25 protein-coding genes are annotated in these 22,612 nt (G+C 73.5%); 13 read left to right on the top strand and 12 right to left on the bottom strand.

What is annotated here, in order from left to right; all coding sequences use genetic code 11:
• The first annotated feature begins 199 nt into the window (after positions 1 to 199).
• Positions 200 to 592 (top strand): RidA family protein, encoded by a 393-nt coding sequence (locus ACIRRH_RS33345; RefSeq protein ID WP_403074819.1) that lies wholly within the window; start codon positions 200 to 202, stop codon positions 590 to 592.
• A 42-nt stretch (positions 593 to 634) separates the two neighbouring features.
• Here ACIRRH_RS33345 and ACIRRH_RS33340 read toward each other — a convergent pair whose 3' ends face one another.
• Both ACIRRH_RS33340 and ACIRRH_RS33335 read right to left on the bottom strand, forming a co-directional pair.
• On the bottom strand, positions 635 to 1,450 hold the full coding sequence (locus tag ACIRRH_RS33340) for a hypothetical protein (protein WP_403074816.1): 816 nt from the start codon (positions 1,448 to 1,450) through the stop codon (positions 635 to 637).
• A 187-nt stretch (positions 1,451 to 1,637) separates the two neighbouring features.
• Entirely contained in the window at positions 1,638 to 2,444 is an 807-nt protein-coding gene (locus tag ACIRRH_RS33335) for an NAD(P)-dependent oxidoreductase (RefSeq protein ID WP_403074813.1), read from the bottom strand.
• 65 nt (positions 2,445 to 2,509) lie between these two features.
• On the opposite strand from ACIRRH_RS33335, the gene ACIRRH_RS33330 reads away from it, so the two are divergent.
• Positions 2,510 to 3,403 carry a LysR family transcriptional regulator gene (locus tag ACIRRH_RS33330; RefSeq protein WP_403074810.1) on the top strand — a complete coding sequence of 298 codons (894 nt, stop codon included), beginning with the start codon at positions 2,510 to 2,512 and terminating at the stop codon, positions 3,401 to 3,403.
• Positions 3,404 to 3,452: 49 nt separating this feature from the next.
• On the opposite strand, the gene ACIRRH_RS33325 is transcribed toward ACIRRH_RS33330, so the two are convergent.
• A complete protein-coding gene (locus tag ACIRRH_RS33325) occupies positions 3,453 to 4,052 on the bottom strand; it encodes a helix-turn-helix domain-containing protein (protein ID WP_403074828.1) in 600 nt (199 codons plus the stop codon).
• Between the two features lie 201 nt (positions 4,053 to 4,253).
• On the opposite strand from ACIRRH_RS33325, the gene ACIRRH_RS33320 reads away from it, so the two are divergent.
• Positions 4,254 to 5,270 carry an alpha/beta fold hydrolase gene (locus ACIRRH_RS33320; RefSeq protein WP_403074808.1) on the top strand — a complete coding sequence of 339 codons (1,017 nt, stop codon included), beginning with the start codon at positions 4,254 to 4,256 and terminating at the stop codon, positions 5,268 to 5,270.
• Between the two features lie 49 nt (positions 5,271 to 5,319).
• Here ACIRRH_RS33320 and ACIRRH_RS33315 read toward each other — a convergent pair whose 3' ends face one another.
• On the bottom strand, positions 5,320 to 6,825 hold the full coding sequence (locus tag ACIRRH_RS33315) for an alpha/beta hydrolase (RefSeq protein ID WP_403074805.1): 1,506 nt from the start codon (positions 6,823 to 6,825) through the stop codon (positions 5,320 to 5,322).
• A 125-nt stretch (positions 6,826 to 6,950) separates the two neighbouring features.
• Here ACIRRH_RS33315 and ACIRRH_RS33310 point away from each other — a divergent pair, with 125 nt between their 5' ends.
• Both ACIRRH_RS33310 and ACIRRH_RS33305 read left to right on the top strand, forming a co-directional pair.
• Positions 6,951 to 7,415: a MarR family transcriptional regulator gene (locus ACIRRH_RS33310; RefSeq protein WP_403074803.1), complete on the top strand. Its 465-nt coding sequence runs from the start codon at positions 6,951 to 6,953 to the stop codon at positions 7,413 to 7,415.
• A 141-nt stretch (positions 7,416 to 7,556) separates the two neighbouring features.
• Positions 7,557 to 8,060 (top strand): cupin domain-containing protein, encoded by a 504-nt coding sequence (locus ACIRRH_RS33305; RefSeq protein WP_403074800.1) that lies wholly within the window; start codon positions 7,557 to 7,559, stop codon positions 8,058 to 8,060.
• A gap of 269 nt (positions 8,061 to 8,329) precedes the next feature.
• Here the strand turns inward: ACIRRH_RS33305 and ACIRRH_RS33300 are convergent, their stop codons facing one another.
• The 3 genes from ACIRRH_RS33300 to ACIRRH_RS33290 form a co-directional block, all read right to left on the bottom strand.
• Positions 8,330 to 9,094, bottom strand: coding sequence for a hypothetical protein (locus tag ACIRRH_RS33300; RefSeq protein WP_403074798.1), 765 nt, complete (start codon positions 9,092 to 9,094; stop codon positions 8,330 to 8,332).
• A gap of 202 nt (positions 9,095 to 9,296) precedes the next feature.
• Positions 9,297 to 11,102 carry a PQQ-binding-like beta-propeller repeat protein gene (locus tag ACIRRH_RS33295; RefSeq protein ID WP_403074795.1) on the bottom strand — a complete coding sequence of 602 codons (1,806 nt, stop codon included), beginning with the start codon at positions 11,100 to 11,102 and terminating at the stop codon, positions 9,297 to 9,299.
• Between the two features lie 162 nt (positions 11,103 to 11,264).
• Complete coding sequence (locus tag ACIRRH_RS33290; RefSeq protein WP_403074792.1) at positions 11,265 to 11,726, bottom strand: hypothetical protein; 462 nt, start codon at positions 11,724 to 11,726, stop codon at positions 11,265 to 11,267.
• A 254-nt stretch (positions 11,727 to 11,980) separates the two neighbouring features.
• Between ACIRRH_RS33290 and ACIRRH_RS33285 the strand changes: the two genes are divergently transcribed.
• Entirely contained in the window at positions 11,981 to 12,205 is a 225-nt protein-coding gene (locus ACIRRH_RS33285; RefSeq protein WP_403074789.1) for a holin, read from the top strand.
• A gap of 92 nt (positions 12,206 to 12,297) precedes the next feature.
• Here the strand turns inward: ACIRRH_RS33285 and ACIRRH_RS33280 are convergent, their stop codons facing one another.
• A complete protein-coding gene (locus tag ACIRRH_RS33280; RefSeq protein WP_403074786.1) occupies positions 12,298 to 12,831 on the bottom strand; it encodes a GNAT family N-acetyltransferase in 534 nt (177 codons plus the stop codon).
• Positions 12,832 to 13,075: 244 nt separating this feature from the next.
• A complete protein-coding gene (locus ACIRRH_RS33275; protein ID WP_403074784.1) occupies positions 13,076 to 13,504 on the bottom strand; it encodes a class IV adenylate cyclase in 429 nt (142 codons plus the stop codon).
• 559 nt (positions 13,505 to 14,063) lie between these two features.
• Between ACIRRH_RS33275 and ACIRRH_RS33270 the strand changes: the two genes are divergently transcribed.
• From ACIRRH_RS33270 to ACIRRH_RS33255, 4 genes are all read left to right on the top strand, one after another.
• Entirely contained in the window at positions 14,064 to 15,638 is a 1,575-nt protein-coding gene (locus tag ACIRRH_RS33270) for an RICIN domain-containing protein (protein WP_403074781.1), read from the top strand.
• Positions 15,639 to 16,129: 491 nt separating this feature from the next.
• Positions 16,130 to 16,378 carry a hypothetical protein gene (locus ACIRRH_RS33265; protein ID WP_403074778.1) on the top strand — a complete coding sequence of 83 codons (249 nt, stop codon included), beginning with the start codon at positions 16,130 to 16,132 and terminating at the stop codon, positions 16,376 to 16,378.
• Positions 16,379 to 16,396: 18 nt separating this feature from the next.
• Positions 16,397 to 17,182 carry a helix-turn-helix domain-containing protein gene (locus ACIRRH_RS33260; protein ID WP_403074776.1) on the top strand — a complete coding sequence of 262 codons (786 nt, stop codon included), beginning with the start codon at positions 16,397 to 16,399 and terminating at the stop codon, positions 17,180 to 17,182.
• A gap of 78 nt (positions 17,183 to 17,260) precedes the next feature.
• Positions 17,261 to 17,671 carry a sigma factor-like helix-turn-helix DNA-binding protein gene (locus tag ACIRRH_RS33255; RefSeq protein WP_403074774.1) on the top strand — a complete coding sequence of 137 codons (411 nt, stop codon included), beginning with the start codon at positions 17,261 to 17,263 and terminating at the stop codon, positions 17,669 to 17,671.
• A 116-nt stretch (positions 17,672 to 17,787) separates the two neighbouring features.
• Here the strand turns inward: ACIRRH_RS33255 and ACIRRH_RS33250 are convergent, their stop codons facing one another.
• The 3 genes from ACIRRH_RS33250 to ACIRRH_RS33240 form a co-directional block, all read right to left on the bottom strand.
• Positions 17,788 to 19,233 (bottom strand): CHAP domain-containing protein, encoded by a 1,446-nt coding sequence (locus tag ACIRRH_RS33250; protein WP_403074772.1) that lies wholly within the window; start codon positions 19,231 to 19,233, stop codon positions 17,788 to 17,790.
• Positions 19,234 to 19,461: 228 nt separating this feature from the next.
• A complete protein-coding gene (locus tag ACIRRH_RS33245) occupies positions 19,462 to 19,608 on the bottom strand; it encodes a hypothetical protein (protein WP_403074769.1) in 147 nt (48 codons plus the stop codon).
• Between the two features lie 149 nt (positions 19,609 to 19,757).
• Positions 19,758 to 20,159 carry a hypothetical protein gene (locus ACIRRH_RS33240; protein WP_403074766.1) on the bottom strand — a complete coding sequence of 134 codons (402 nt, stop codon included), beginning with the start codon at positions 20,157 to 20,159 and terminating at the stop codon, positions 19,758 to 19,760.
• 158 nt (positions 20,160 to 20,317) lie between these two features.
• On the opposite strand from ACIRRH_RS33240, the gene ACIRRH_RS33235 reads away from it, so the two are divergent.
• The 3 genes from ACIRRH_RS33235 (at position 20,318) to ACIRRH_RS33225 (ending at position 22,550) form a co-directional block, all read left to right on the top strand.
• Entirely contained in the window at positions 20,318 to 21,307 is a 990-nt protein-coding gene (locus ACIRRH_RS33235) for a helix-turn-helix domain-containing protein (RefSeq protein ID WP_403074764.1), read from the top strand.
• Positions 21,308 to 21,478: 171 nt separating this feature from the next.
• Positions 21,479 to 21,970, top strand: a complete 492-nt coding sequence (locus ACIRRH_RS33230) for a hypothetical protein (protein ID WP_403074762.1) — start codon at positions 21,479 to 21,481, stop codon at positions 21,968 to 21,970.
• Positions 21,971 to 22,013: 43 nt separating this feature from the next.
• The gene (locus tag ACIRRH_RS33225; protein WP_403074759.1) at positions 22,014 to 22,550 is read left to right on the top strand and encodes a GNAT family N-acetyltransferase; all 537 of its coding nucleotides are present in this window, start codon (positions 22,014 to 22,016) and stop codon (positions 22,548 to 22,550) included.
• Positions 22,551 to 22,612: the final 62 nt, after the last annotated feature.

Raw genomic sequence — 22,612 nt, 5'->3', positions numbered from 1 at the left:
AGTTGCGCTCGCGTCACACACCACGGTCTACCGGATCAGGACCCGCCGCGAAGGTGAATCACACAGATTGATCACGACCGAATACGTGCCCTAGTGCACTGTCCGGGGCCGGCGCCGGGCGGGGCCGGTCACCGAAGGCCTCGTCCGACGCGCACGTGATCACGGCTTGACGCGCACCCCGGTGCGGCACCATGGTGCGATGGACAGCACTCGACAGACAGTCAGTTCCGGCTCCCCCCTCGAACCGCGGATCGGCTTCTCCCGGGCCGTGCGCAAGGGGAACCACGTCGCGGTCGCCGGCACCGCCCCGCTCGGCGATGACGGCACGACGGTCGGCCAGGGCGACGTCCACGCCCAGACCGTCCGCTGCCTGGACATCGCCGAGGCCGCCCTGCGGGAGGCGGGCGCCACGCTCGCGGACGTGGTGCGGACCCGCATCATGCTCACCGACATGAGCCAGTGGCGGGAGGCCGCGCGCGCCCACGGCGAGCGCTTCGCGCACATCCGCCCGGTCACCACCTTCGTGGAGGTGTCGCGCTTCATCGACGAGCGGTGGCTGGTCGAGGTCGAGGTGGACGCGGTGATCGGCTAACGGCCGGGCAGGGCGGCCGGGTCGGCCGGCGGGACGGCAGGATCAGCGTGTGGGCGTGGACGCCGGGGCGGTCGGGGTGGCCATCAGGGTGCGCAGCAGGTCCTCGCCCAGGGCGAGGCCGGCCTGCGACTGGTCGGGCAGCTCGTAGTCGCGGTACCACTCGGCCGGCGCCTCCGGATGCGGGCCGCTGACCGCGACCCGGCCCCGCCCGTACGGGGTGACGGCGGCGGCGGTGCGGCCGTTGGGGTAGCGGGCGAGCACGTCCGTGCCCGGGCCGTCGAGGTCGAAGTACGGGCCGTCCTGGAAGTACATCCGCTGTGGACGGCCGCGCCACAGGACGTCGACCAGGCGGTCCCGCTCGTCGGTGACGGTCGTGTCCGGGGAGCGGATGTACTGCCCGGAGTCGCCCGGCAGGAGGTCGAATCCCGGGTCGCCGGCCAGGTAACCGCCCATGCACAGCCCCAGGAAGCGCCCGCCGCCGCGGACGTAGGCGCGCACCAGGTCCGGGGAGAAGTCCGGGTCGCGCGCCAGCAGGCTCCACGCGGTGGCCACCTCCTGCCCGTTGGTGCCGCCGGGCTGCACGTACAGTGCCACGCCCGTCAGCGCCGCCGGGCCGAACCGCACCCGCTCCCCGGGCCCGACGAACCGCACCGCGAACCCGGCCCGCTCCAGCAGCCCCTCTGCCGCCTCCGGGCAGCCCTCGCAGGCCGCCGGCCCCCGGTACACCAGTGCCAGTGGCCGCCCGTCGTCCCGCCCCGGCGGTGGGACGTCCTCGCTCTGCGGCGGCGTGCCACCGCACCCCGCCGCCAGCACCAGCACCACTGCCGCCACCAGCCCCAGCACTCGCCCGACCCGCACTCCCGCCATCCCTCCTGAGCAGCCCCGGGCCGCCCGTCGTCACGACGCTACGGGCCGCCGGGGTGTTCCTGGGCGTCGGGCGCTCGATCGGGTGAGTTTGCGGGGGTTGGTATGGACGGGTGAGGGATTCGAGGCGGGGCGGTGGGCAGTGGGGTTCGCCTCGGCGGGTGGGTCCGGCGTCGGGGTTTCACGCGGTGGTCGCGGCCTGTGCCGTCCGGTGCAGCGCCCCCACCACCGCCGACAGGTCCTCCTCGGCGATCGACGGATGCGCCAGCAGCACCTCGCGGGCCGCCGTCAGCACCGGGCCGCCGCCGGCCAGGGCGAGGTCCTTGGCGGCGAGGCGGACCGGGAAGTCCGACTCCGTGCTGAACGCCCGGGCCACCACCCCCGCGAGCGGCCCGGCCGACAGCACCTCCCGTGCCTGCTCCTTCGGAACGCCCAACTCCTCGGCCACCGCGAGGACTTCGCCAAGCGCGGTGACGCAGGCGACGATCGCGCCGATCACCACCACCTTCAGTGCCGCGCCCGATCCCGCGCCGCCGCAGCGCCGCACCCGGCCCAGGTGCTCCAGGACGGGCTGCGCGCGGTCCAGGTCGGCGTCCTCGCCGCCCGCGAAGACCACCAGGTCGCCGGCGGCCGCCGGGCCCACGCTGCCGATCACCGGGGCGTCCACCAGGACGACGCCGTCGGGCAGCCGGGCGCGCAGGCCGGCGGTGGCCTCCGGGCCGATCGAGGACATGTCGATCCACAGCGTGCCCGGCGCCAGTTCGGCCGTGAACCGTCCGGCCACCTCGGCGACGGCCGCCGGGTCGGACAGCATGGTGACGACGACGTCCGCGCCGCGCACGGCCTCGGCCGGAGTGGCGGCCTCGGTGAGGCCCCCGGCGCGGCCGGGGGAGCGGTTCCAGACGGTCAACGGGTGGCCGGCGGCGGCGAGTCGACGGGCCATCGGCAGGCCCATCCGGCCCAGCCCCAGAAAAGCGATCTTCTTCATGGCCACCACGCTAGGAAGCCGCGAGCCAGGCGACAAGCGAATGTCCCGCATGGTAGTCATGCCAGATGGACATGGCTTGGCTGGACGTCTTCCGTACCGTCGCGCACCTGGGCTCCTTCACCGCCGCCGGCGAGCGGCTGGGCTTCACCCAGTCCGCGATATCCCGGCAGATCGCCACCCTCGAACGGGAGTTGGGCACACCACTGTTCGACCGGCTGGCGCGCGGCGTGCGGCTGACCGAGCACGGACGCGCGCTGCTGCCGCACGCCGAGGCGATGCTGGAACGGCTCGACACCACCCGGCGCGACCTGGACGCGCTCACCGAACTCACCGCCGGGCGGCTGCGGGTGGGCGCCTTCGACAGCGCCAACGCCGCCCTCGTCCCCGGCGCCCTCGCCGCCTTCCGCGCCGCCCACCCGGACGTGGCGATCAGCCTCACCGAGGGGCTGGCAGCGCACCTGCTGGACCTGCTGCGCGAGGACACGATCGACCTCGCCCTGGTCGCCTCGTACACCGAACTCGCCGACGACGGCGATCAGTTCGACTTCCGTCCGCTGATGGAGGACCCGGTGCTGGTCGCCCTCCCGCGCGGGCACCGCCTCGCCGGACGCCGCCGCCTGCGGCTGGCCGACCTCGCCGACGAACCGTGGATCGCCGCCCGCCGCCACGCCGAATCCACCCTCCTCGCCGCCTGCGTCCGCAGCGGATTCCAGCCCCGCATCGAGTACGCGGTCTCCGCATGGACCGCCAAACTCGGCCTGGTCGCAGCGGGATTGGGCGCCACCCTCATCCCCTCCCTGGCCGCCCGCGTCAGCCGCCCCGGCATCGCCCTCATCCCGCTGCACCCGGACGACACCCCGGTGCGGCAGGTGTACACCGTGACGCGGCGCGGGCAGCGGGTGCCGCCGGCGGTCGAGGCCTTCGGGGCGTTCCTGCGGGAGGCCGCCGCGGGCCGTTGACGGCGGGTCGGGAGCTCCCGCACCACCCCCCGCGGGCCGTGGCGCCGCCTCAGCCGGCCGTCGGACGCACGCGCGGGCGCAGGCGTTCGCCCTGCGGCCCGAACATGATCAGGTACTCGGCCGGTCCGCCGCGTCCGGCGTTGGCGACCCCGTGCGGGGTACGGGTGTCGAACTCGGCGACCTCCCCGGCGGTGAGGACGAGGTCGTGTTCGCCGAGCGCCAGCCACAAGCGGCCGGAGAGCACGCACAGCCACTCGTACCCCTCGTGCGACACCTGCCGTGGCCGCTGCGGCGGGTCGTCGGTGGCGGGCAGGACGTGCTTGTGGGCGTGCAGACCCCCGACGTACCGGGTCAACGGCAGCACCGCCTTGCCGTCCGCCGGGCGGCGGGGGACGGGCCGGGGCGCCTCGCGCGGCGCGGCGGGCGCGAGGCCGGCGAGCTCGTCCAACGAGACGCCGTAGGCCCTCGCCAGGTGCAGCAGCAGTTCCAGGTTCGGCTTGCGCCGGCCGTTCTCGACCCGCGACAGCGTGCTGAGGCAGACGCCGGTCGCGCGGCTCGCCTCGGTGAGGCTGTGGCCGTGCCGTTCCCGTACGGCCCGCAGCCGGTCCCCCATGGCGGCCAGCACACCGGCGATGCCGTCCTCGGCCAGCACACCGGCGATGCCGTCCTCGGCCGGCACGCCGGTGATGTCGTCCTCGGCCATCGCGCCTCCTCCCCTCCTCGGTGCGGGGCCACGCAGACCGCCCCTGTCCTGCAAGTTTGCCAAAACGTCAAGGCCGGTCGCATCCCCCGGCCGCCGCATCGCATGATCGGTGCGCAACCGCGGCCACCGGCACCCCGAGGAGAAGCCATGCACCAGCCCGCACCGCCCACAGGCCTGCGCCACCGAACCGTCGACGCCCCCGCCGGACGGCTGCACCTGGTCGAGCAGGGCGCCGGGCCACTGGTCCTGCTCGTCCACGGCTTCCCCGAGTCCTGGTACTCCTGGCGCCACCAGCTCCCGGCCCTCGCCGCGGCGGGGCACCGCGCGGTCGCACTCGACGTGCGCGGCTACGGCCGGTCCTCCAGGCCGTCCGCGACGCGGGAGTACCGGATGCGCGCCCTCGTCGAGGACAACCTCGCCCTGGTGCACGCCCTGGGCGAGCGGACGGCGGTGATCATCGGGCACGACTGGGGCGCGAACATCGCGGCCGCCTCCGCCCTGCTCCACCCCGAGGTCTTCCACGCGGTGGGCCTGCTCAGCGTCCCCTACACCCCGCCCGGCGGCCCCCGCCCCAGCGACGTCTTCGCGCGGATGAGCGGCGGCCAGGGGGCCGGGGAACAGGAGTTCTACGTCTCCTACTTCCAGGAGCCGGGCCGGGCCGAGGCCGAGATCGAGCCCGACGTAAGGGGCTGGCTCGCCGGGTTCTACACGGCCCTGTCCGCCGACACCATGCCGGCGCCGGGGGAGCCCGACCCGCACTTCGTCAGCGGCGGCGGGACACTGCGCGAGCGGTTCCCCACGGACCGGCTGCCCTCCTGGCTCACCGAAGCCGATCTCGACCACTACGCCGGGGAGTTCGAGCGCACCGGCATGACCGGAGCACTCAACCGCTACCGGAACATGGACCGCGACTGGGAGGACCTCGCCGGCCTCGACGGATCCCCCCTCACCCAGCCCTCCCTGTTCATCGGCGGCGCCCTGGACGCCTCCACGACCTGGATGGCCGACGCCATCGACGCCCACCCGGCCACGCTCCCCGGCCTGCTCTCCTCCCACATCCTGGACGGCTGCGGCCACTGGGTCCAGCAGGAACGCCCCCAGGAGGTCAACCGCCTGCTGACCTCCTGGCTCGCGAAGGTGTCCCCGCCGGCGCCCCGGCGATAGCGGACGACGCCACCGGCCCAGCCGCAAACCGGCCGCCGGGGCGCCCTGTTCAACAGACGGTGTCCGCAGCCGGCAGCACGCCCGTCGACAGGTAGGCGTCGACGGCCCGGCCGGCGCACGCGCTGTAGCCGTTGAGGTAGAGGGTGTGGACGCGGCCCGGGACGGTGACCAGGCGGGAACCGGGCAGACGGGAGTGCAGGGCGAGGGCGCTCTGGTAGGGGGCGTGGCTGTCGCCGGTGGCGTGGAGCTGGAGGGCGGGGACGGCGTTGCGGACCTCGACGGGCGGCTCCAGCGGGGCGCTGCGCCAGGAAGCGCACGGGGTGGGGCCGTTGTACACCGGGCCGAAGACCGGCTCGGCGGCGCGGGAGCGCTCGACGGCCTCGCGGTACCACGCGGACGAGCGCGGCATCGCCACGTCGTCGCACAGGATGCCGACCGTGGACGAGAGGCCGGCACCGCCGTCCGGGCCCGGAGCGAGGAGCACGGTCAGCAACTCGTGCAGCGCCGGGCCCGCCTGGACCGGCTTGCCGTCGGCGGCGTCCAGCAGCTGCCGCAGCACGTCCGCGTAGGCGGCGTTGTCACGGTCGTCGCCCTGGCAGAACGCGAGCAGGACCGGCAGCAGGGCGCCGTCGAGCCGGTAGCCGTCGACGGCGATCGGCGCGGCCTCGGCCCGGCGCACCAGCCCCTCGACGGTGGCCCGCACCGCCGCCGGGGTGGAGCCCAGGCGGTAGACGGCGTCCTGCGGCGCGGCCCAGGCGGAAAAGCCGTCCAGGGCACGCTCGTTGGCGCCGGCCATGTCCTGGAACGCCCCGATGCCGTACCGCGCCGGGTCGAGCGCGCTGTCCAGCACCAGCCGGTCGACGCGCTGCGGGAACAGCTGCGCGTACACCGCGCCCAGCAGCGCGCCGTAGGACTGCCCGAAGAAGGAGGTCCGCTGCTCGCCCAGTGCCGCGCGCAGCACGTCGACGTCCCGGGCGGTGTTGCGGGTGGTCAGGTGGGGCAGCAGGTCGGGGTACTTGTTCCAGCAGGCGTCCGCGTCGGCCTTGGCCATGCGCCAGGCCTGCTCGAAGCCCGCCCGGCCCGTGCCGGCCGAGCGAAGCCAAGTGCCGCGCGTGAGGCCGCAGTCCAGGCCGCCGCTGGCGCCGACCCCGCGCGGGTCCATGCCGACGATGTCGTAGGCCGCCGCCGTCCCGGGCGCCATCTGCTCCCGCAGCGCGACCGGCATGCCCAGCCCGCGCTCGCCGGGACCGCCGGGGTTGGTCTGGAGTATGCCGCGGCGCCCCGCGGGGTCGGCGGACCGGATCCGGGAAACGGCGAGCGACAGGGTGCGGCCCCGCGGCTCGCGGTAGTCCAGCGGGACGGTCAGGGCCGCGCACTCGGCGCCGGCGGCGGCCAGCTGCGGGTCCTGGCAGACGGCCCAGGCGAGCGGCTGGCGGTGGTAGCGCTCCAGCGGGTCCGAGGCGGCCGACGGAGCCGAGGAGGCCGGTCCGGCTGCGGTGAGCACGGTGGCCGCGGACAGGGCGAGGGCGGTGGCGAGCGCCGGTGCGGTCTTCATGTGGGCCAGCCTAGAAGGGAGTTGACCACCGCAGGGATCAGGTCCCCGGATTCGCCTTGACCTCAAGCCGGCTTGAGGTCCTACGGTCGGTCGCGTCCTGACGATCAGTTGAAGGAGCACCGGACATGACGATCAAGACCTACGAACCGCAGATCATCGCCGCCCAGCCCATCGGGGCCTGGACGGGCGAGGTCTACCGCCGAGTGGTGGTGGAAGGCCTGCGCAAGCAGCTGGCCGTGGAAGGCCTCACCCAGCCGCACTGGTGGACGCTCAACCACGCGGCCGGCCGCCCCGGCGGATGGACCCGCACGACCCTGATCGAGCGGCTCACCCCGTACGACGACCAGGACACCGCCTTCGACGCCGTCTTCGACGACCTGATCAACCGCGGCTGGCTGACCGAGGAAGCCGACGGGGCGTTCACGCTGACCGAGGAGGGCGAGGCCGGCCGCCTGCGCGCCCGCGAACGCAACCTGAAGATCAACGAGCGCGCCCACGAGGGCATCGACACCGACGAGCTCGTGACCACGATCAACGTGCTGCGCCGCATGGTGGCGAACCTGGGCGGCAACGGGAACCTCCCCGACTGACCTTTCCCGACGTGACGAAGGAGCCCCCGGACCCCGCTTCCGGGCCTCCTGTGCCGCCCGGGGCGCAGGAGAGAATTGACCCACGGAAACGGTCGCTGATTGCCACCTGATCGGGGGTCTTTCCGGTCGTAGGTTGGTCACATGACGACGACGAAGAACACCGCCGCCCCCGTGCTGACCCGCTGCGCCGAGGCCGAGACCTGCACCGACCCGAGCGCCACCATGACGCTGCTGGCCGACGCGGCCCCGGCGGAGGGCGGCTTCACCGTCTACCGCTCCACCTTCGCCGCCGGCGCCGCCGGAGCGCCCGCCCACCTCCACACCCGGGCGTGGGAGCTCTTCTTCGTGATCAGCGGCTCGTTGCGGGTGCTGGTCGGCGAGGAGGTCACCGTGCTGGTCGCGGGCGACTTCCTCGCCGTGCCGCCGCACACCCCGCACGCCTTCGCCGCCGCCCCGGGCGCCGAGGCCGACGTGCTGTGCGTGTTCACCCCCGGCATGGACCGCTTCGACTACCTGCGCCTGCTGGGCAGCGTCATGCGCGGCGAGAGCGACCCGGGCGCGATCGCCGCCTCGGCGGAACGCTTCGACAACCACTACGTGGACAGCCCGGCCTGGCGGGCGGCCCTGGCGGGCGACGGCGCCTGAGGCCCGCGCGCAGCCGCCCGACGGGCCGGGGCTGCCCGGGTGTGGAACGGTGGTACCCCGGGAGTGTCCCGGTTGCGAGAGGAGTGGCCATGTCGTCGAAGCGCCGCCGCAAGAAGAAGGCCAGGGCCAGGCGCGGGGCCAACCACGGCCGCCGCCCCCAGTGCTGAGCCGCGGCTGAACGGGTGAGGACGCCCGGACGGCCTTCCCGGCCGGTCCGGGCGCTGCCCGAAGAAGGCCCCCGAAAAGGCCCCTGTCCCCGAAAAACCGGCTCAGAGCCGCCCGCGCCCCAGGAAACCGCCGCGCGCCACCTTGTGGTACTGGCAGTAGCCGACCCAGTTCGCGCCGAACACCAGCTCCAGGACCACACCCCGCCCGTCCGCGCGGGCCTCGCTCAGCAGCTGCGCCGCGTCCGCGTCCGGCGGGGTCTGCTCCAGCACGAAGAGCCGGTTGATGTACGGGCCCGCCGGAACCGGGTCCCGGCGCGGAATGCCGTCCCGGTCCCAGGTCAGGGTCGCGCCGGGGCTGGACAGACAGGGGGAGCCCATCCGCCAGCCGTTGGCGTCGATGCCTCCGTCGCGGTACCAGCGCAGCGCGTGGTCGAGGCTCCCGCTCGGATCCGGCCCCTGGCCGTGGGCCTGCCACTCGGCCACGTCCGCCGCCGCGATCCGGGGCAGGACGTCGAGGACGTCCTCCCGGATCACGAAGTAGGCGCGGGCGTAGATCCGGCAGACCAACAACGTGTCCCTGGGGTGGTCCGAGCCGTGGAAGGTCGGGCGGGTGGACTGGTCCAGGACCTGGGTCAGCACGTGCTCGACCCCCTCCACCGCCCCCAGCGCCTCGACCAGCCCCCGGATCCGCTCCCGCTCCGCCGCCCGGGCCGCCTGCGCCGTCGGCGAGTTGACCAGCTTGAGCTTGCGCCGCTCGGTGGGCCAGTGCAGCGCCCGCAGCTCCTGCACACCGTTGAGGAGCGGGTTCACCAGCATGCCGACGAGGTAGACGAGATTCGTCGCCACCTTCTCCAGGAAAGCCTTCACGAGCAGGGGTCCTCTCGGGTCGCACGCGCGTCTGCGCCCACACCCTGTCCCGCCGGCACCCCGCGCCGCAATCCGCTGCCGTACTCAACTCCCCTGCGTGCCCGCCCGATTGCCGAGCGCGTCCGCCAACGATGGGCGGGGCGGCCGCGCGATGCCGGTGGCGACCGACCAGCAGCCCGAGTTGCCTCCAGGGGAGCCGCTATCAGGACAGCCGCCGCCGCTGCCGCCGGCCGGGGCGGCGGCCGGTGAGGGCGTCGAGCGCCAGGACGGTGCCCTTGGCGGTGGTCACGTACACCACGCCGTCCGCGTAGGCCGGGCTGCCGCCCGTGGCGTCCAGGGCCCGGCGCCAGTGCGCCGCGCCGGTGGCCAGGTCGAGGCGCAGCAGCGAACGGTTACGGGCCAGGCCGACCACCCAGGCGTCGGCGCCGGCGACCGTGACGGCGGAGGCGCCGTGCGGGCCGGCGAGGTGCCAGCGCCGCATGCCGTCGCTCCGGTTCAGGGCGTGGACGCCGGTGCGGAAGTCGCCGACGAGGAGCAGGTCGTCGGTGATCGCCGGGCTGTCGTCGATCGCGCTGAAGCCCACCTCGACGCCCCAGCGCTGCCTGCCGGTCGCCGCGTCGAAGGCGTGCACCAGGCCGGCGCCGGTGCCGAGGTAGACGGTGCCGTCCGCGACGCTCGGCGAACACAGGGCGAGGTAACGCTCGGCGTTGTCGTCGTACCAGACCCGCTTGCCGTCCTTCACCCGGTAGGCGCCCAACTGCCCCTTGACGCCCGTGACATGGACCAGGCCGTCGGCCACCGCGGCCGCCGAGCAGGAGCCGTCCGGCAGGTGCTGCTCCCAGCGCCGGCGACCGGTGCGGGCGTCGGTTGCGATCAGCGTGCTGGGGCGGGTGTGGCGCAGCGTGAACATCGACATGGTGACGGTGTAGACCACGCCGTCGGCGACGGTGGGCGCGGCCGAGGCGCCGACGCGGGTGCTCCAGCGTTCGGTGCCGTCGGCGGCGGCGAGCGCGTACAGCAGGCCGTCCTCGCCGACCACGTAGACGGTGTCGCCCGCGACGGCCGGGGTGTGGGTCAGCCGGTCCTGCGCGTCGTGGCGCCAGCGCGGTTCGCCGGTGAGCGCGTCCAGGGCGTAGCAGTGCTGTCCGGCGTTCTGGTAGAGGGTCCCGGCGCAGACGACGGGGGAGCTGGTGGGGCGTTCGGGCAGGCGGGTGCTCCAGGGCAGGAAGCCGGGCGGGGCCGCGGCCTCGGGGTGGACGCCGGTGTGGGCGGGGTCGCCGCGGTGCATGGCGGCCGGGCCGGTGGGCGTGGCCGCGGAGGTGGACGGCGTGGCGGCCGCGGGGGCGGGGCGGCGGGTGTGCGCGGGGCGGGGCCGGCCCCACAGGGCCGGGTCGGTGAGGTCGACGAGCCGGGTCAGCGAGCGCAGGACGGCCAGCGGCTGCTCGGTGCGCGCCGAGGGGCCGCTGTAGCCGACGTAGCAGAGCCAGCGGTCGTCCACGCGCCACTCCAGCCAGAGGTGGTCGTCGGCGAACTCCCGGACGGCCGGGGTCAACAGACGCCCGGCGACGTCGGGGTCGGTGGTCTCGACCAGGTGGACGGTGTCGTACGCCTCGTCGCCGCTCTCGTACAGGTGGTGGCCGGGCTTCTGCAGGATCTGGCGGCGCAGCAGCGGCAGCAGCCGGTCGGGGCCCAGCATGTTGCGGGAGACCACCACCAGGGGGAGCGGGCGGGGCAGTTCGACCAGGTGGACGGTGCGTATGCCGTCGCCGCCCCGGCCGCGGACCAGGTCGAACACGGTGACCTGGTGGCCGTCGAGCGTGCCGGTGGCCGCGAACCGTGCGCGCGGCGGGGTGTCGTGGCCGCCGGAGAGCACCGCGTCGCGCCAGCGTTCGGCCAGCTCCGGGCTCTCCTCGCGGAACTCCCAGCCCTGTTCGGCCGCCAGGCGCTGCCGCTCGGCCCGGCGCCGGCGCAGTTCGGCGTAGCCCGTCCCGATTCCCCAACGACCCATGTGCCACCTCCGGTTGCCAGACCACGAACCGTACCGCGTGGGGCGGACACGGAGCATCGCAGCGTCGTACCTGGACCCGGCGGCGCGGGCCGGCCGTTCACGAGCGCGCGGGCTCGCTCTCGGGTGCCGGGGATCGCGGACGGCGGGCCCGGAGCTTGGGCCCTAACGTCCGAGGTGATCGGCGAGGGCCTCGATCGTGCGGCGCCGCGCGGTGTACAGCGACACCGCCGAGCCGTCCGCGAAGTGCAGCCGGAACCGCGCCATCGCCTGCAACCTCGGGCGCCGCTCCACCCGCAGGACCAGCTGCCGCGGGGCGTGCCACAGCAGCTGGCCGGCCTTGCGGACGTCCAGCGCCGTGACGAACGCGGTCCGGCGGTCCGTGACGGCCAGCAGTCTGGTCCGCGCCCCGCCCGTCGTCGTCGGGAAGCTGCTCGCGAGGCTGCCCGACTGCCCTGACACCGCGCCGAGTTGCCCCAGCTTGTTGCCGACCCGTGCCCCCGCCCCGTCCCCGACCCCGCGCGCCCCGGCCACCGGCACCACCGTCGCGACGTCCAACAGGTGCTCGCCCGGTTCCAGCAGCGGTTCCACGGCATTGCGGTAGCGGTTCATTAGAGCCTCGGTCATGCCCGTCAGGGTAGACGGGCAGGTGGGCGGCCTCGGCGGCGGGTCCGGCGGCGTAGTCGGGGCCGCCGATTTTCTTCCGTCGGGTCCGTCGTCGAATCCGACGGCGTGAACGTGTACATGAGGGGTGGCAACTCCCCAGCGGCACCTGCCGCATGCCCTCCGACCTCTGACAGCCGACCCCGACGCAACGCCCGCGCGACCGTTGCGCACAGACCGTGCACCACACCGGCCTCCACCACGAAGGAGTCCTGACCATGCGGAAGTTCATCCTCGACCTGGTCGAGCGCACCGTCGCCACGTATGCCGCGGCGTTCCTCGGCCTGCTGCTGGCCGACAAGTTCGACCTGACCTCGATGAGCGCGCTCAAGGCGGCGGCGGTCGCGGCGCTGCCGGCCGCCCTGAGCGTAGTGAAGGGCGCGGTGGCGACCCGCGTCGGCGACCCGGCCTCCGCCGCCCTGCTCGCCCGGCCCCGCGAGTAGCCCCGACGGCGCAAAGCGCCGAGCGCCCCGGGCCGCCGCCCGGGGCGCGGCTGCGGGAGGGAGCGGGTGAGGGAGCTTGCTCCGCGCCGGCCTCAGCGGGTCGGACGGATCATCGCGGTCAGCCGCGGCGAGTCCGGTGTGGGCGGCTGGGTGTTGAACGCCCGGTAGCCCCAGGCCTCGTAGACGCGCTGGACCCTGCCGTCCCCGGCGAGCGGGTTCACCATCAACATGACACGGCCTTCGGCGCGCCCGGCCAGCAGCGCGTCGTGGATGCGGCGGGCGGTGCCGGTGCCGCGCCAGGGCGTGCGGACGCCGATCTCCTTGACGGCCAGGGCCGGGGCGTCGGTGAAGCCGTGGGGGAGGGGCTCGGCCATGCGCTTCCAGTACCGGTCGCCGGCCTCGACGGTGTTGCCGTAGGCGTACCCGACCGGCAGTCCGCCGTCGTAGCCGAGGACGAGCTCGAAGCCGGGGTCGGCGGTGTGCCGGTCGAGGCGTTCGGCGAAGGTGGCGAGGCAGTAGTTCGGCAGGTGCAGCAGCGAGGCGCGCACGTCGGCGTAGACCTGCAGCAGATCCTGCCGGGCCTCGGGGGAGAGGGTGGTGGTGTGGTGGCGGAGTTCGACGGTCACGCGGTGGTCCTCCAGGTGTCGTCGGTGCAGGCGGTCCAGGTCCGGTCCGATGTGTCGCCGGGTGCTGGTGTTCTTCAGCACCGCATGAAACCAGGCCTCCCACCCGGCGCACAGGCTTCGCCCTGGCGAGCCGGTTCGTGACGCGGTCTGCCGGAACGAGGGGGCTTCCTGGTGGTGGACCAACTTCCGTGCGCAGGAAGTCGACTCCGCCGACTTCCTGCGCACGGTGTGGTCGGTCCTCGGGTCAGGTGCGGGCTGCTGCCACTGCGTCCGTGTACTGCTCGGTCGTCAGGTCGGCCTCGCTGATTCCGAGGTCGGCCAGGACGGCCCGCACGGTGTCGAGTGCCGCTGCGAGGCCGTCTGCGGTGGCCGCTGCGGTCTCGACTTCGATGAACGTGGCGTCGAGTTCCGGGACGCGGACGAGCGTGGCGAGCAACTGCCGGCCGTCGCGTTCGAAGGTGTAGTTGCGGCAGCGCTTCTCGAACCGGATGCGCGGGGTGAAGCCGAGGCCGCTGATGATCTCGTGAGCCGCATCGGCGTCCTCGACACGCGTCTCCGCTTCCCACTTGGACCCGGACGCGTCGTCCACCCGGGGGCCCTTGTACGTGAGCACCGTGCGGGTGTTGTCGGGCCCGTGCACGGTGCGGATCCGCAGCTCGCGGTCGGCGTCCATCACCGCACCACTACGGATCGGAGTGGCGTCGTGACTCGCAGGCCCCCACTAGGCGCCGAAGGTGCCCAGCCTGAAGCTGACCGGACCCGTCAAACCTCGCGCCCCTTTCGCACGCCTCTCCGCCCCCTTCGAGGTGCTCCCATGCTCAAAACTCACCGGCCCCGCATGTTCGTCGCGCGTCTCGACTCGCGGACCGAATCCACGCCCTTGGCCCGGTACATGCTGCGCGCGTACAACCTGACGACTGGTCAGAATCGGTCAAAGCTTGACCGATTCTGACCTCAAGCGAAGAAAAGCGGAGTATCACGTTCCCTTCGTGACTGAGCTGTGTAGATTCCTGATCGGTTCGGGTGGCAGCGCAAGCCGCCACCCGCCTGCGGGAGTTCTTCACCGGTCGCGTTCTGCCCGCACACCGGCGCGGGCGGTGCGAAGCACGTCGCGCCCGCTTCCGCACGCCCTACCGCAAGTGGAACCGTGCACCGACCATGGGCACGCGAACCGTCACTGACCGTCGCCGAGCGCCTCCGCGGTGCCCGGCGACACCACCGAGAGGACCTTGATGGGCATATCTCCGCGCACCCGCCTGGCCCGCCGGCTCGCCGCCGTCGGCACGGCCCTGCTCGCCGTGCTCGCCGTCGTCCCGCTCGCGGCGGCCCCCGCCTCGGCGGCGGTCACCGCGAGCCCGATCTGCCTGAGCGGCACCTTCCAGTACGACTACCAGAACGCGGAGGAGGGCCCGGACAAGCCCACCCGGACCAAGCCCGTCCGCAACGCCAACGTCGAGCTGTGGGGCCGGGAGAAGGCCGCCGACACCCCGCACGCGCTCGGCGTCTACGGCCTCACCGCCGTGTCCGACGGCGGCTTCAACCTCTGCTACACCCCCACGACCACCACGACGATGAGCAGCATGTGGGTGCGGTTCTCCTCCGAGAGCACCAGCTTGTGGAGGGTCCTGTCCCAGGGCTCCCTGTACACCGTGGACTCGCCGGTCCAGCAGAACCTCTCTACGAGCGCCTCCGTCGGCGTCCTCAAGCCCCCGGCCCAGACCTCCCGGGCCTGGCACATCCTCGACACCCTCAACCTCCTGTGGTGGGGCCGCAACAACCCGGTCAGCGCCTGCTGGAGCGCCCACGAGCCGAACAGCGCCTCCTGCACCGAGCTCTCCGTCTTCTGGGGCCCCGGCGCGAGCAGGGGCCCGGTGTACGACCTCGACAACACCATCTCCCTCTCCGACGCCGACCCCGACTCGGAGCACACCGTCCTGCACGAGGGCGGCCACTTCCTGATGCACCGCCTCTTCAACGGCGTCTGGCCGCCCGACAGCGTCTGTGCCTCGCACTACATCTGGTCGAGTGCGGGCCGCCCCTGCGCCTGGGTCGAGGGCTTCGCCGACGCCGTCTCCGCCTACCTGCTCGGCGACAACCGCTACGTGTGGTCGAACGGGGGCAGCACCGAGTTCACCTACGGCCCCGGCTGGGACACCGGTGACACGGTCTCCGGCAACATCTCCGGTTCACTGCTCGACCTGTGGCGGCAGGTCGACGGCGGCTGGCAGGGCACCCTCAAGGCGCTGACCGACCGCACGCCGGGCACGTTCGCCGACTACTTCAAGACGGTCCGTCCCGCCGCCGTCCCGCCGCTCGCCACTACCGGCGCGGCGCTCGACCGGCTCACCCGGCACACCATCTACTACGCGCCCGTGCCGGTCGGCGACGGCCGCTCCCACTTCCTCACCAACAGCGGCGGCCCCGTGCTGTCGCACCAGGGCGGCGGCTGCCTCGTGCTCCCCGGCGCCTACGCCGTCATCTCCGACAAGAGCCCGTCCGACCTCGGCCAGCAGTGGCGGCTGGACACCAACGCGGACGGTACGGTGCGCATCCACGACAGCTGCAACCCCTCCCTCTCCCTGACGTCCAGCGGCTACCCGAGCTACCGCGTCACGGTGAAGCCGTCCGACCCGCAGTCCGCGTCCCAGAAGTGGCAGGTCGCCCAGAACGCGGACGGCAGCCTGAAGATCACCGACCCGAACACCGGCTACGTCCTCGACACCCCCAACAGCAACTCCGGGGTGGGCGCGATGCTCTCGGCGCCCTCCGCGACCAGCACCACCCAGCGCTGGACCACCCGCGACTGACCTGACGTCCACCGCCCGCGAAGCGGGCCGGGGAACGCGACGGGAAGCGCGCCGGGAAAACGCAGAGAGACCGCTCGGGCCACCAGGGCCGGGCGGTCTCTGCTGTTCGGACGGACCCATGCGCCAACACGGCCCGCTGCCGATGTTCCCGATTGTTGGAGTGAACAGCGCCCCGGGTTCCGAACCCGCGAGTCCGGATGACGCCGCACTGCGAATCGTCACATCCGGCCAGGACGGCTCACAAGGGCATGCTGCACAAAGGCGCATCAAAATTCGGTTTCAGTTCGCTGAACTGTGCTTCTCTGGTAGAGCATTCACGAGATTGCGGCGAGTGGCCGGGACCGTGGCGCATCAATCTGCGCGATGTTCACCGAACCGATTGGGATTCACCCATACGCCTGACAGAGTGTGAGGCCACCGGGCACCCCGTGCGACGCCAACCGCACAAGTGCCCGCCAGTTGGAGTGGACAGTGATATGGAGGACTCCTCGATGAAGAGGAACCGGAACAAGCGCATCCGCACCCGCACCCGCACCACCCACTGCGCGACGGCGGACCCGGTACCGCCGCGTCCGCGCCACCCGCGCCCGTACGGGACGGCCGTGGTCGTCGTCGTGGTCGTCCTGGCGGTCGCGCTGGCCGCCGCCCTGGTGGCGACGGGCATGTCGGCCGGTGCCGCTCTCGAACTGGCCACCGGCGGCTGCCTGTTGGCCGCCAGGCTCCGACGGGAGCGGGCCTAGGAAGAGCGCCTGCCAGCGATGGGACGCCGAGAGAACCCGATCGAGGCGACCGAGCCGGCGCTGGGCCGGCTGGCCGCCTGGCTGCGGGAGCAGCGCGAGCAGGCCGAGTTGACGTACCGTCAGCTTTCCGCTCGGACCAACTACCACCCCACCACCCTGCAACGGGCTGCCGGCGGGCGCTCCGTGCCGAGCTGGAAGGTCGTCGAGGCCGTCACCCGCGAATGCGGCGGCGACCTCAAGACCGCCCGGCGCAGGTGGGTCCAGGCCAACTACTGGGCCCACGTGCCCCGCCCCTCGGGCAGCCGCAGACTGCGCGCGCCCCGGCGGATCGACCCCGAACAGGCCGACTCCTTCGCCGACCTGCGCCGCGCGATGCACGAGATGCGCCGCAAGGCCGACTGGCCCTCCCTGCGGGAACTGGACCGCCGGGCCCGCGACCGGGGCGGACGCCTGCCCTCCAGCACGCTGGCCCTGGTCCTCAAGGGCGAGGCCCCGCTGCGCAAACCCGTGTTCCTCGCCTACATGGAGGTCTGCGGGGTCAGGGAGGCCCGCCGCGCCCTGTGGGCGGCGGCCTGGGACCGGACGAACAACGCCCGCACCCCGCTGCCGGTCAACTCGCGTACGCACCACAGCGAGTTCGCCCGGGCCATGCAGTCCTCCAGCGCCGGCACCCCGACGGACATCCTGTTCCGCCTGTGGGTGACCCTGCGCAACAGCCTCGCCGCCGAACGGGACGAGAGCCCCGGCCACCCCGCCGCGGCGGGCCGCGAAGACACCGACGGCAACCCGTCGGTGCTCGTGTGACCCGGTCCGCGGCCGGGGCGCGCCACCCGCGACCCGGCCGCGGACCAGCACCCACCCGCGCCACCTCGGGACACCACCATGCCGACACCACCGCGCCGTCCGGCCACCCCCGGGCCCGCCCTGGGCCTGTGGGCGCTGCACGACCTCCACCTGCGCCACTACCTCGACTACGCCGCGCTGCTCCTGCCGCCCGCCGACGCACAACCGGCCGTCCACGACGCCTTCGAGGAGCTCGGCGGGCGCTGGCTCGACGCCCTGTCCACCGCCAGCCCGGCCGCCTGCGCCTGGCAGGCGGTGCGCCGCCGCGTCTGCACGCTGGCCGGCCCCCGGCCGCTCGGCCCGGTCGCCCACCTCACCGCCACCCAGCAGGACGTCCTGCTGCTGCACCTGGTCCTCGACCTGTCCGCCGCCGAGGTCGCCGCCCTCACCGGCACCGAGCCCGCCGCCGTCCACGTCCAGCTCCGCTCCCTGGCCATCGCCCACCGCTGACCGGTCGGCCGGCCGCGCGGCGCGGGCACGGGCGAAGGGGGGCGGCATCGAGCCGCACGAACGCGGGCAGCCGCCCGGTCCCTCGGCGGGACCGGGCGGCTGCGCGGAGCGGGGCGTCAGTTGGCCAGGGTGTTCAGGTGCATGTCGCCGTTGGGCATGCCGGTCGCGGCGATGGCGTTCACCTTGCCGCTGTCGTCGGCGACCGCGGCGCCCTGCCAGTTGCCGTTGGAGAAGCGGACGTTGTCGTACACCTTGCCGTTGCTCAGGGTGACGAGGTGCAGGTCGCCGTTGGGCAGGGCGGTGATCGCGGCCTGGCCGACCGCGCCGCCGGCGTCGGCGAGGGCGGCGCCCTGCCAGCTGCCGTTGGCGAAGCGGACGTTGTCGTACACGTTGCGGTCGCTCACGGTCGCCAGGTGCATGTCGCCGTTGGGCATGCCGGCCACCGAGATCGCGCCGACCTTGCCGCTGTCGTCGGCGAGGGCGGCGCCCTGCCAGCTGCCGTTGGCGAAGCGGACGTTGTCGTACACCTTGCCGCTGCTCAGGGTGACCAGGTGCATGTCGCCGTTGGGCAGGGCCGCGACCGCGGCCTGGGCCACCTTGCCGCCGGCGTCGGCGAGGGCGGCGCCCTGCCAGCTGCCGTTGGCGAAGCGGACGTTGTCGTACACGTTGCCGTTGGACACGGTCGCCAGGTGCATGTCGCCGTTCGGCATGCCGACGGCCGCGATCGAGGTGATGGTGCCGGCGCCGTCGGCGAGGGCGGCGCCCTGCCAGCTGCCGTTGGAGAAGCGGACGTTGTCGTACACCTTGCCGTTGCTCAGGGTGACGACGTGCAGGTCGCCGTTGGGCAGGGCCGCGGTGACGACCTGGGACACGTCCGCACCGGCGTCGGCGAGGGCGGCGCCCTGCCAGTTGCCGTTGGAGAAGCGGACGTTGTCGTACACGTGGTTGGGCGCGACCGGGGTCGGGGCGGTCGTGGTGCCGCCGGCGTCGGTGCCGCCGCTCGGCGACACGTAGCCGCTGATGCGCTGGCCGCCCCAGCTGTAGCCGATGGCGGAGCTGTGGGTCGCCGACTGCTTGACCCTGGAGGTGGCGGACCAGTTGCCGCTGACCCCGCCCTCGTTGCCGCCGATGGTGGTGATCGTGCCGTTGCCCACGGCCGTCACGATCGCCACGTGGTCGGCGTAGCCGTTGTAGTTGTAGTTGTACAGGACCGCGTCGCCGACCTGCGGGGTGCTGTGCAGGCCGCCGTTGTAGGTGCCGAAGCTGCCGGCCGCCGGGGTGAGGCCGCGCACGTCGACGCCGTTCTGCGCCCAGACCCACTTGGCGAAGTCCGCGCACCACGCCTCGGGGCTGCCGCCGTTGCCGGTGCAGCTGCTGTAGTAGGCGGTGCCGCCGGCGCTGTTGGTCGAACAGGCGCCCTTGCCCAGGTTGGCCGCCGCGGTGGCGGCGATGGAGGTGCCGACGCTGGCGGAGGCCGGGGAGGCGCCCAGCGCGAGGCTGACCGGGAGGAACGCGGCGGCGGTGGTCAGTGCGGCGGTACGGCGAATACTGGTCTTGGGCATGACAAATCTCCAGAGGTGTTCGTGGGCGCAAGAAGGCGAGGGGTGCAAGAAGGTGGGGGCGCGACGGCGGTGGGCCGTCAGCGGTGCGTCGTCGTGAGGGGCGTCGCGGGCCGAGGGGCCGGCGGTCCAAGAGCGCCGCGGGCGGTGCGCGGCGGCGGGACGGGCCCGGCCCGGCCGGGCGGCTGCCCTGCAGGAGCAGCCGATCGGTGGGAGCCTGCGGCCGGGGGATCAGCCCCAGATCATGTCGTCGGCGGGGGCGCCGGCGACGGTGATCGCCGGCTGGGCGGGGGAGGCCTGGGCGGCGACGGCGGGAACCAGGGCGGCGAGGGCGAGGACGGCGACCGCGGCGGCCTTGGCGGTGACGGTGCGAAGCATGATGGTGTCTCCTTCTCGGATGGGACGGACTGGGGGCGTTTTCGGTGCTCGGCGTCCCGCGGTGACGCTTGCTCCGGTCCTGCTGTCGGGCGGTGTTCCCTGCCGACGACAACTACTTTCGCCGCTGCTCGCGGCCGGTGGAAGGGACTTCAGGTGGACGGAAACGCCCCTGGACCGTTCCGGCCAGGATCGGTGCAGTCGGCAGGGCCGGCAGGGCTGGCGGGTTCGGCGGAACCGGTCTCGTCGGACAGCAGGTGCTCGTAGAACGGCGCGACGAGCGGAGCGGCCGTCCCCGCCTCACTCCAGCCCGCGAACGCGGGCGCGACGGCCAGTGCGCGGCGGCAGAACGCGGCGGCCCGGTGCTCCGCCTCGGCGAGGGAGCCGGTCACGAGGTAGACGCCGAGCACCGGATGCGGGAGCGCGTCCGGATGGACGACGAGGTGCTCGACCCGGTCCTCGGGGAGGACGGCGGCCAGCAGCAGCCCACGGGTGTCGACGGGCAGTACACGGCCCGGCGCGTCGGGCCGCAGGACGGTGTGAACGAGGTACATGCAACAAGCCTGCCCGGACCGGGCATTCGGCCCATAGGGGAAGGGCGGGGACCATTCCGGCCGTGGCCGGAACCGTCCACCAAAGCGATGGCTTCGTCACCGTCAGTTGTGCAATGATCGCGTGCGGATCGAACACGGTTTCATCGCGGGGGTGGAGGATGCTCACGGCACTGGGACTGGACAAGGTCTCGGAAACGGTCTATCGGACGATGCTCGCGCACCCGCAGGAAGGCGTGGCCGCCCTCGGCGCCCGCCTCGCCCTGTCCGAACAACAGGTCAGACAGGCCCTGGACACGCTCAGCGAACTGGCCCTGCTGCGCCCCTCCGCGGACCGCGATGGCGAACTGCGCGCCGTCTCCCCCGAAGTCGGGATGGAGATCCTGATGGCCCGCCAGCAGGCCGAACTCGCCGCCCAGCAACTGCGCATCGAGACCTCCCGGGCGGCGGCCGCCCAGCTCATCGCCGAGTGCGCCGACCTGCGCCCGACCTCCGGCCAGCCCGGCGTCGAGCAGCTGACCGGCCTCGACCAGATCCGCGACCGGCTCACCACGCTCACCCGGGAGGTGCGCGAGGAGGTCATGACCTTCTCCCCGGACGGCGGCCAGAAGCCCGAGAACATCGAGGCGGCCAAGCCCCTCAACCTCGACCTGCTGGAACGCGGCGTCCGGATGCGCACCGTCTACCTGGACAGCCTCCGCAACAGCCCGCACACCGTCGAGTACGTCAACTGGCTCGTCTCCCACGGCGGTCAGGTCCGCACCGCGCCCGCACTGCCGACCCGGATGATCGTCGTCGACCGCGCCACCGCCGTCATCCCCATCCGCAGCGACAACACCGCCACCGGCGCCGTCGTCCTCACCGGGCAGGGCATGCTGGCCGCGCTGTGCGCGCTGTTCGAGACCGTCTGGGCGGACGCGCAGCCGATCGGCACCGCCACCCGCCTCAACGAACGCGGGCTCAGCGCCCAGGAACAGGCCGCCGTCACCCTGCTCGCGGACGGCCACACCGACGACGCCATCGCCAAGCGCCTGGGAGTCTCCCCCCGGACCGCCCGCCGTATCGCCACCGACCTCATGGAGCGCCTCGACGCCCGCAGCCGCTTCCAGGCCGGCGTCCGGGCCGCCCAGGCGGGCTGGCTCGCCGGCTGAGCCGACGGCGGGCGAAGGCCGTCGGCCCGGGCGCTTCCTGCACCCGGGGCGCCCTGCATCGAGCCGCGTCGAGCCGCGCCCGGCCGAGTTGAGCCGGTGGACGGGCCGGGGCCGTAGACGTGGAAGGGGCGCCCTCCGCCGGAGCGGGCGCCGCGGTGTCAGGAGGCAGGCATGCTCAGGTTCCACGGCGCGTGGCGGATCACCGTGGTCGGCAGGAACGCCGACTTCGACCAGCGGGCGGTCGTGCGCGGCGCGTACGGGCTGCGGGTGCTGCCCGGGCAGGTCGGCGCCACCATCGAGGTGGACGAGGAGAGCTGGACGCTGTCCCTGGAACACCACCTGTGGGGCCGCAGCTGGCAGCCCAACCTGCGCACCACCCCCGGACCGGTCACCGAACACGGCGGCCTGCGCAGCCAGGTGCTCACCAGCAACGACTGCCACTGGCCGGGCAAGGCGCTCGACTACGTCAACTTCGTGCTGCGCCTGGACCAGGCCGTCGCGCCCGCCCCGGTGCGCGCCGCGCGCCCCCTGGAGGCGCCGATCGCAGCACCCGTCCAGGCCGTCCGCACCTCCTCCTCGGGCTGGGCCGAGCCCGAGCGCGAGCGCGGCACCGCTCCTGTGGCACCGCAGCTGCCGGGGGAGACCGGACGGGCCACCTGGTAGCCCGCAGGCCCTCGCCGGGCGTGCTTCGTCGAGGATGGTCACCATGACCCACCTGATCGAACCCCCTCGTGCCGACGACGCCGTGTCTCTGGGCCCGCTGCAGTTGAAGGTCTGGCTGCAGACGTATCCCTGCGCGGACGCGGGGATCGACGAGACCTGGATCCGTGAGCACCGTGGCTCTGCTGCCACCACGGAGGGAATCGCCCAGTGGCGGGAGTTCATCGAGGCGGCGGGGAGGCAGCCGGACCTGCTGTTCTGCCGTGTCGTCCGCTCCGGTACGGAGATCGTCGGCTTCCTCTGCGGCCGCCGGGACGAGGTGGTCACCCTCGGGCCGATGTACCTGCTGGACGAGGCCCAGGGCCGAGGCATCGGAGGCCGGTTGATGGGGGAGTTCCTCACCTGGGCGGGAAGTGCACCCATGCGCCTGTGGGTCACCGACTACAACGAGCGCGCGATCCGCTTCTACCAACGCTACGGGTTCGAGGCCACGGGCGAGCGAGAGCTTTGGCGGGGGAAGCTGCCGAACATACGCATGGTCCGCGACACGCCATCGAACGCAGCCCCAGCCGAACCGGTATGAGTCCGGATGGCCTGGGACCGGGCATGACTGCCCCGGGCCCTGACGGGCCGCCCAGCCCGCCC

Source organism: Kitasatospora sp. NPDC101235 (genome assembly GCF_044767505.1).
Classification (GTDB): Bacteria; Actinomycetota; Actinomycetes; order Streptomycetales; family Streptomycetaceae; genus Kitasatospora.
Note: the sequence above shows the minus strand (reverse complement) of the source record. Positions and strands in the feature narration are given on the sequence as shown.

Bases quoted from the DNA above. Each gene is read 5' to 3' on its own strand.
- ACIRRH_RS33330 (WP_403074810.1), top strand. From the start codon at position 2,510: ATGGACATGGCTTGGCTGGACGTCTTCCGTACCGTCGCGCACCTGGGC.
- ACIRRH_RS33275 (WP_403074784.1), bottom strand. From the start codon at position 13,504: ATGGACGCCGACCGCGAGCTGCGGATCCGCACCGTGCACGGGCCCGAC.
- ACIRRH_RS33295 (WP_403074795.1), bottom strand. From the start codon at position 11,102: ATGGGTCGTTGGGGAATCGGGACGGGCTACGCCGAACTGCGCCGGCGC.
- ACIRRH_RS33310 (WP_403074803.1), top strand. From the start codon at position 6,951: ATGACGATCAAGACCTACGAACCGCAGATCATCGCCGCCCAGCCCATC.
- ACIRRH_RS33250 (WP_403074772.1), bottom strand. From the start codon at position 19,233: ATGCCCAAGACCAGTATTCGCCGTACCGCCGCACTGACCACCGCCGCC.
- ACIRRH_RS33240 (WP_403074766.1), bottom strand. From the start codon at position 20,159: ATGTACCTCGTTCACACCGTCCTGCGGCCCGACGCGCCGGGCCGTGTA.
- ACIRRH_RS33305 (WP_403074800.1), top strand. From the start codon at position 7,557: ATGACGACGACGAAGAACACCGCCGCCCCCGTGCTGACCCGCTGCGCC.
- ACIRRH_RS33230 (WP_403074762.1), top strand. From the start codon at position 21,479: ATGCTCAGGTTCCACGGCGCGTGGCGGATCACCGTGGTCGGCAGGAAC.
- ACIRRH_RS33255 (WP_403074774.1), top strand. From the start codon at position 17,261: ATGCCGACACCACCGCGCCGTCCGGCCACCCCCGGGCCCGCCCTGGGC.
- ACIRRH_RS33270 (WP_403074781.1), top strand. From the start codon at position 14,064: ATGGGCATATCTCCGCGCACCCGCCTGGCCCGCCGGCTCGCCGCCGTC.
- ACIRRH_RS33245 (WP_403074769.1), bottom strand. From the start codon at position 19,608: ATGCTTCGCACCGTCACCGCCAAGGCCGCCGCGGTCGCCGTCCTCGCC.
- ACIRRH_RS33260 (WP_403074776.1), top strand. From the start codon at position 16,397: ATGGGACGCCGAGAGAACCCGATCGAGGCGACCGAGCCGGCGCTGGGC.
- ACIRRH_RS33235 (WP_403074764.1), top strand. From the start codon at position 20,318: ATGCTCACGGCACTGGGACTGGACAAGGTCTCGGAAACGGTCTATCGG.
- ACIRRH_RS33290 (WP_403074792.1), bottom strand. From the start codon at position 11,726: ATGACCGAGGCTCTAATGAACCGCTACCGCAATGCCGTGGAACCGCTG.
- ACIRRH_RS33225 (WP_403074759.1), top strand. From the start codon at position 22,014: ATGACCCACCTGATCGAACCCCCTCGTGCCGACGACGCCGTGTCTCTG.
- ACIRRH_RS33315 (WP_403074805.1), bottom strand. From the start codon at position 6,825: ATGAAGACCGCACCGGCGCTCGCCACCGCCCTCGCCCTGTCCGCGGCC.
- ACIRRH_RS33265 (WP_403074778.1), top strand. From the start codon at position 16,130: ATGAAGAGGAACCGGAACAAGCGCATCCGCACCCGCACCCGCACCACC.
- ACIRRH_RS33285 (WP_403074789.1), top strand. From the start codon at position 11,981: ATGCGGAAGTTCATCCTCGACCTGGTCGAGCGCACCGTCGCCACGTAT.
- ACIRRH_RS33335 (WP_403074813.1), bottom strand. From the start codon at position 2,444: ATGAAGAAGATCGCTTTTCTGGGGCTGGGCCGGATGGGCCTGCCGATG.
- ACIRRH_RS33320 (WP_403074808.1), top strand. From the start codon at position 4,254: ATGCACCAGCCCGCACCGCCCACAGGCCTGCGCCACCGAACCGTCGAC.
- ACIRRH_RS33345 (WP_403074819.1), top strand. From the start codon at position 200: ATGGACAGCACTCGACAGACAGTCAGTTCCGGCTCCCCCCTCGAACCG.